Consider the following 7,034-nt stretch of genomic DNA (forward strand, 5'->3'; position numbering starts at 1 on the left):
GTACTCAATCAACGTACACGGTTTCTGACTAAAATATGTCAGAGACCTTTTTTTATCCCTATAAAATGCCCTTGATTATTACTTTTTATTCTTCAATATCTATTTCATCAATCAGTTGCTTATTAAATCGTTCTTTTTCTTCGTCAGTCAGTTCCCGAATTTCCTTTTCGACATACTCGCCTTGCCCCCATTGATAAAGGATTCTGTAAACATATTCAGTTAAATCTACATCTTTCAAATAGTCTAAATCTCCCTTTTTATAAAGCTTTGCCGATTCTTTAAATACTCCGTTATAAGTAATTATCTGTCTACCTTTCAAAGCTTTATACATCACGTCAAATACTTCTTGAGACATCAAATAATCTGAATCTTTTGACGAATATTTTGCTATCTCTGCTACTCCCTTTTTCATATCTAATTTTCTTACATCTACTTGGGTTATACTTTCATCTCTTTTTGCATTTCGCCACATTTCAAGCCATGTATCACGTTTTATATAATTATTTGAAAAATAATTTTTCTTAACAGCTAACAAAACATGAAAATGCGGATGATATTTATTATAATTTGGATTTTTATCTCCAGCATATAAACCAAGATTATCATAGTATTTTTTCTTTTTCTTATACATTTCTTTAGTAATTTTTTTACTACCGTCATAAACAATCTCAAGTTTTCGAATATAACCAACAACAGCACCTCTAAAAAGTTTTAATTCAGAAAATCTTTTAAAAGCTTTATTATAATCAGTTATTTCATCAGCAAGATTATCGGACGTTACGTTTGGAGAAGTCAAAGTCAAAAATAAAAACTGACAATTATTTTCTAAATATTTAAGCATAATTGATATTTTCATAGCGTCTTTTCTAGCAATTTTATAGGCACACATAGCACAAAATCTATTTTTACAAGAATTTGAATGTACCAATCTTTTCTTCTCCTTTCTTTCATCAGTGTGAAATAATAGAAAAGAGCCACACTCATGAATACGATTTAAATTTTTATCAGAAACTTTATTTTTTATAAATTCTTGAAGTACTTGATTTTTTATTTTTTTTGTTTTATAATCCATATGTAGATGAGCTCCTTTCTATCAAAGGAAAACTCAAGTTTTATCAAATTTTTAATTTAAAATAAAATTAAATTTTTAAAATAAAAAAGAGTATTCTTTTGAATGATATTTATTATATTGATTCTCGCAAAATTATTATAACAAGATATCCATAAAAAGACAAGCTCTTTTTTTTTATTAGAACATTGAAAATATTGGTTTTAAATGAGTTTCTTTAAAATCGAAATAGTACCCCTTATTATTAAAAGAAGTAAGGAACGCGAAAAACAAGGGCTTGAGCCCACTTTCAAAAATACAAAAAAAACAGGTCAGTGAAAACCTGTATCAAAGTCAATAAAATCAATGAAAATTAGCCTTTTAATCAGGGCTAATTTTTTTTCGTTTTATAAAAAAAGTTAGTCCAAAAATTTTTAGAATAAAAATTTGGCAAATAAAAAAGGATATTCTGTTAAGAATATCCAGATGAGCTCTCAATTTTATACAAATTTAAAATAAAAACAATTAAAATCAAAAATATAATATCACAAATAAAATCATTATTCAAATGTTCCGTGCTAAACTCGCACGGCGAATTCCAAAAAATTTTTTACAAAAATATTTAGGAATTTCAATTAAAAGCAGAATAGTATAAAATTTTGTCCCTCAGAATTCCAAAAACAACTTATTTTCAATTTTTTTTCATATCAACTAACTTCACTTAGATAAAAAAATAAAAATGCTTAAAATGGAAATTTGAGCCTTTAAAAGATATTTCTTATTTTGTAATAAAAAAAAGCCCCGTAGGGCGAGGAATGCACTATTGCACAACTTTAGTAATAATCATAAATAATATGATTACAACAAGGAATCTGCTCATAACATTCCTCCAATCATTTAATAATTGGCTCGGCTAAGAGCCTTTTTTTATTATATTAAAAAAACTGGAACATAGTCCAGTCTTTTTTTAGCCGATTTATTACTAAATGATTGTTTTTCATAGTTATTATACCACAAAAAATAAAATTTTCAAATCATGATTATTTTATAATTTCAATGCTTTTAATATCAATCAAACCGCCTTTTTTATTACTCTTAGCTGTAATTTTTATTTCTTTAGCACTTAATTTTCCAGTCCATTTTTTAAAGACTGTTTCGGATATCCTGACATCATCTGCAGTTACATCATTTTCAAAAATAATATAATGTTTTCCCCTAAAAACAGCACCTTTCTTATAAGAAAATCTTTCATCTACAAACTTATCGTTTCTTGCAGGTCTCCGAACTCCTTTAACAGCTCTTTTTTGTTGTGCTATCTTCATGTTTTTATCAACTAACACTTTTGATTTTCCAAACATTAAACCAACTCCTACCTTTCAAATCCTTTTTCTTTCTCTTTCTTCTTAGCAATCTCTTGTTGTTTTTGTGCTTTTATCAATAAATTTCTTTCTTTTGTTTCTGCCGTTCTTTCCTTTTTTTCAAACTTTTTAAAGTAATGAACTAAAGATTTACCATTGAAATTATGCTCTGTCAAAAAATTATTTAACTTTTCTTTTTGTTTATCTATTTCTTTTTCGTACTTATCGACTAAAGAATTTATCTTTGTTTTTAATTTATTAATTTCTTTTTCAAGCATTGAATTTTCTTGTCTTAACTCATTGCTTTTATCTAAATATGGACTCAATAATTCATTATGTGTTGCTAAGCGTGAGTTTTCTTTTTTCAATTTCTCATTTTCTTGTTTATATTTATCTAAAACTAAATCAATCTTAGTAACTTCAATTGCTTTCGTTGCAATTTTTTTCAAATCTTCTTTTTCGATTGATACTTTTGAATTTAAAATATTGCCTTTAGCATTTTGATAGATCTGTTGAATTTCTTTTTTTTCTTCCAGTTTATAATTATAATTTTCAGCAGTTTCTTTTTTAAATTCATCTAAGCTTTTATGGATTTTATTTGTTATTTCTTTCTTCTTACCACGCTCTAATTCAGGAAAACTTTTTGATATTTTTTGAAAATATTTATCTTGCATTTGCTCTAAATCTTTTCTATTTCCGACCACTTCTTTTGCCGAAAGTTTACCCTCTTTTGTGATAGGAACAAGATTAATATGCATGTGAGGAGTAGTCTCATCTTTATGAACAATTGCAGAAAAAATATTTTTTTCTCCGAAATATTCTTGTGCAAATTCCAAACTCTTTTCAAAAAATTTTCTCTCATCTTCATGAGATAATTTATCAAAAAAATCTTTGTCAGAAGTAAAAATAAGTTCAACATTTTTAACTGCATCTTTCCGAATTGTTTTTGTACCTTTATAATTTTTTTGGATAATATGTTCCGTATCACGAGAATAATTTTTTGATTCAATTAAGTGATAATTATCTTTCGTTTTCTCCAAATTAATATCTTCATTTGAATAACTTTTGTGATTTCTTTCATTGTGGTTTTGAGAAAAATGTATCTGATGTGATTTCAATTTTTCGGCTCTCATTATGGCATAACTCATGACCTATTACCTCGCTTTTTTATCGTAAATTGACAGAAATATCTCTGTAAAATTTGCGGTGACTTTTTTATAAGTCTAACACACTAGACTTTACAAGTAAAGTCGTGTGTAAGGGGATATCCCCTTAACCCCTTTAAAATCAACGTTTTTTATTTTCTTATTTTTATCGTTTTCACTTAAAAATAAGTTAACAAAAAAACATCTAAAAAATACCGTCACAAAGCTGGCACAAACTTTGTGTATAGATAAGCTATATAAAATATATCTTTAAAAGTTTGATGCACAAAAAAATATTTTGTGATTTTTTCATATACTAAAGATTTTGATTTATATAATATTAAAAAAATAGCATTTATAAAATATATAAAAATATGTTTATATTTTTATAACCCTATATATTTTTAAATTTATGGGAATTATAACCACAATTTTTGAAAAAAATTGTGCTTTAAAAATTCTTATTTTCATTTTTTATGACACATAAATTTCAAAAATTTATGTGAATTACTTTCACTATTTTTTCAAAAAATTATGTCTTTAAATTCCAAAATTTTACAAATTTAAATCAAAATATTTTTTCTTCTTTTCGCCTAAAAAGTCATAAATTTTATTTTTATTTTTCCTTAAAAAGCATTCTTAAATTTTTTTTTATAACTCCAAATTTTTATTTTTCATTTTCAAAAATTTACAAAAAAAAGAGATATTTTTTTTCAAAAGTATCTCTTAAAAAAATTTTTTATGCCGACTTTTTTATCATTTTAAATTTTTTATTTTTCAAAATTAGTTAGTTTTATTTTATAAAAATTTCTCTGCAAAGTTTCCTTTTTTTCTTTAAATTATTTTTTTTAAATTCGATATTAGAAATAAAAATGGTACCGTATAAAATAAAATATATCGTGTTATAAAAATATCTATTTCTGTTTTTTTCTTCCTAAATTTTGAGAAAAAATAACAAAAAATTACTGTCATCGTCAAACATATTTGAGCCATTATCAAATAATTTTCATATCTTATTTCCCATAAATATTTGAAAATTAATACTGCTCCTAATACTAACAGGAAAAAAATTAAAAACATTATATAAATTGTCATTCCAGCTTTTTTCCATTTTACATTATCCCCGAATTCATCTGATGTCAAATACTCATACAACTTTACTAAATACAATATCAAAGGTGTTGCTAAAAAAATATATATTGCCAAATTTATTAATATTCCCATTCTACCTCCTACCTAAACTGTGAAAATATTGAATCGATTCTCTTAACAAGAAAACAAACAACTAACGTATAACCCAGTATCCACAACACTTGCATATAATCCATGTTTTTAATTGCTTCTGCTTTTAATACTGCTTTAGAAAGTAAACCATTCGCTACACCTACCATCATTAAAGTAATTATAATCTTTAAACCACAGCTTACCATTACACTGGCAGGGTTTGTTCCATATTTTGCTGTTATCTTCCCAACTTTTAAAGGAAATAGTCCAAAGCTTAAACCTACTGCTATGTAAAATATTATTGTTGTTGAAAATATTTCATAACAAATCTGTAAATATGCCACTGTCATTGCTATTAATACAACCAATAAGAACAAGAAATATATTGCTGTTCCTGTTGGATTAAATATGACATTCAAGGTTAATTTGAAATCAAGCAAAGCATTTAAAATACTCTTTACATTTGCTATATAAATATCTATAAGACCGTCTATTGACGGGTTTTCAACTCCACTTAATGTTTTAGCAACTTCAGTAAACATATCAAAAACCATTTGCATTAATTCTAATGAACCGCCTATTATATATGCGAAAAATGTAAATTTTGAAAGTCTGAATATTGTTTCTTTCATAAAATTTTCAGTCTTATTCAAATATGAACCTATCGCAAACACAGCAAAATCAATAAGAAATATCAATGTCAAGAATGGAATTAAACTTTGTAAAAGGTTTGTAACTCCTTTATTTACATAGTCTTTAAACTCTTTTGCTATTTCATCAAAGCTTATATTTCTTGTAAAATCCTTGTTATATGTCAACGGGTTACCTGATCCGACAGCCTGTCCGTCTGGTGCCGTTACAACTCCATCAGCATTAACTGGTGTATATCCATTGTTAATTAAGACCTGTGTTGCACTCGTTGCCCCTAAGTAATGAGAGTTTTGAGATAAGTCAACAACTCTTCTAACAACTCCATAAGCTTTTCCTCTTGCATCAACAATTTCAACTTTACCATTTCCAAGGTTAGCAACCACAATCCCAACGTGACCAGTAGTCCCTGATGAATAAGGCGAAAAATGAACAATATCTCCAGGTTTCAATGAGTTATAATCATTTTTATTAATTATTGTACCACTAGCACGATATAAGCCGTTTGCAGTCGTTCCATAATCTGATTTTTTACCAGAAATTGAAGTCATACCGACACCGTTAATTGCACGGCTAACAAGACTTGAACAATCGAAAGTATTTGAACCAAAACGATTATTCATATCATAGTTAGCTCCAACTTTCGAAGTAGCCCAATTAACTAAATCTTGTCTGAACTTTGTATCATCATAGGTTTGATTAGCAAAACCAAAAATAGTCATTGCAAAAAATAAAATAAATAAAATCTTCTTCATAAACTACCCCGCTGGTCCTGTTACTTTTCTAGGATATTTTGAAAGTATATTTAAATTCTTATCTAACTCAACAAATGTTTTATACTTAGTATCCCAAGCAAAGTAGAAATTTTTGTCAGGTCGATTTGGCATTTTATAAAAATTTCTTACAACAAATATTCCGTTTTTATACTTTTCAAAACCACTCCTTTCCATTCCATTACTGCTACAGTCACCACATTCAACATCTAAATACCATTTCTTACCCTGATTAATAAACTCAAACTGTCCATTAACCCACTTTCCCTTTAGTTTATCAAGATTATCTTTACCATCAGTTGTTAATTTTTCAGCAAAAATAACCATTCCTAAAAGAAACATAAAACATAACATGATTTTTCTCATGTAATCACTTCCCTCAAGTATTATTTACCATAATATTTTTAACCTCATAATTTCCTTTTTAAGCCTTTTTATATTCTTTTCCTTTCTTATATCACCTCCACTCATTAAAAAGTAAAAATCAAGGGCATTTTGTTTATTTAAATGCTATTCAGCATACAAGTAAGCAGATAAAAATCCTGCTTTGAAACATTTATATAAAAGATTCATCATTTTATCTATTTGTTCATCTTTAAAATTTTCTGAATATATTTCAGAAAAATCACTATTCTTAAATACTAAATTACTGAAACTATCATTTATTAAACAATTAATTTCTCTATCCAATTTTGGTATTTTCATCTTTTCTACCTCCAAGTTTGATTTTTTAGTCAAATTGGGATAAAATGCTTACGTTGGTACTCAATCAACGTACACGGTTTCTGACTAAAATATGTCAGAGACCTTTTTTTATCCCTATAAAATGCCCTTGATT

General features: G+C 26.6%; 6 protein-coding genes. All 6 read right to left on the bottom strand.

What is annotated here, in order from left to right:
* Window positions 1-85: 85 nt before the first annotated feature.
* On the bottom strand, window positions 86-1,072 hold the full coding sequence (locus tag NK213_RS18460) for a protein rep (protein ID WP_253351982.1): 987 nt from the start codon (window positions 1,070-1,072) through the stop codon (window positions 86-88).
* Window positions 1,073-2,088: 1,016 nt separating this feature from the next.
* The gene (locus tag NK213_RS18465) at window positions 2,089-2,406 is read right to left on the bottom strand and encodes a hypothetical protein (protein ID WP_253351984.1); all 318 of its coding nucleotides are present in this window, start codon (window positions 2,404-2,406) and stop codon (window positions 2,089-2,091) included.
* A gap of 11 nt (window positions 2,407-2,417) precedes the next feature.
* The gene (mobV, locus tag NK213_RS18470) at window positions 2,418-3,554 is read right to left on the bottom strand and encodes a MobV family relaxase (RefSeq protein WP_256478830.1); all 1,137 of its coding nucleotides are present in this window, start codon (window positions 3,552-3,554) and stop codon (window positions 2,418-2,420) included.
* 1,229 nt (window positions 3,555-4,783) lie between these two features.
* Window positions 4,784-6,178 carry a type IV secretion system protein gene (locus tag NK213_RS18475; protein ID WP_253351993.1) on the bottom strand — a complete coding sequence of 465 codons (1,395 nt, stop codon included), beginning with the start codon at window positions 6,176-6,178 and terminating at the stop codon, window positions 4,784-4,786.
* A 3-nt stretch (window positions 6,179-6,181) separates the two neighbouring features.
* Window positions 6,182-6,562, bottom strand: coding sequence for a hypothetical protein (locus NK213_RS18480; RefSeq protein ID WP_253351995.1), 381 nt, complete (start codon window positions 6,560-6,562; stop codon window positions 6,182-6,184).
* A gap of 144 nt (window positions 6,563-6,706) precedes the next feature.
* A complete protein-coding gene (locus NK213_RS18485; protein WP_253351997.1) occupies window positions 6,707-6,901 on the bottom strand; it encodes a hypothetical protein in 195 nt (64 codons plus the stop codon).
* Between the last annotated feature and the right edge of the window lie 133 nt (window positions 6,902-7,034).

The organism is Sebaldella sp. S0638 (genome assembly GCF_024158605.1).
In the GTDB taxonomy this organism is placed as follows: Bacteria; Fusobacteriota; Fusobacteriia; order Fusobacteriales; family Leptotrichiaceae; genus Sebaldella.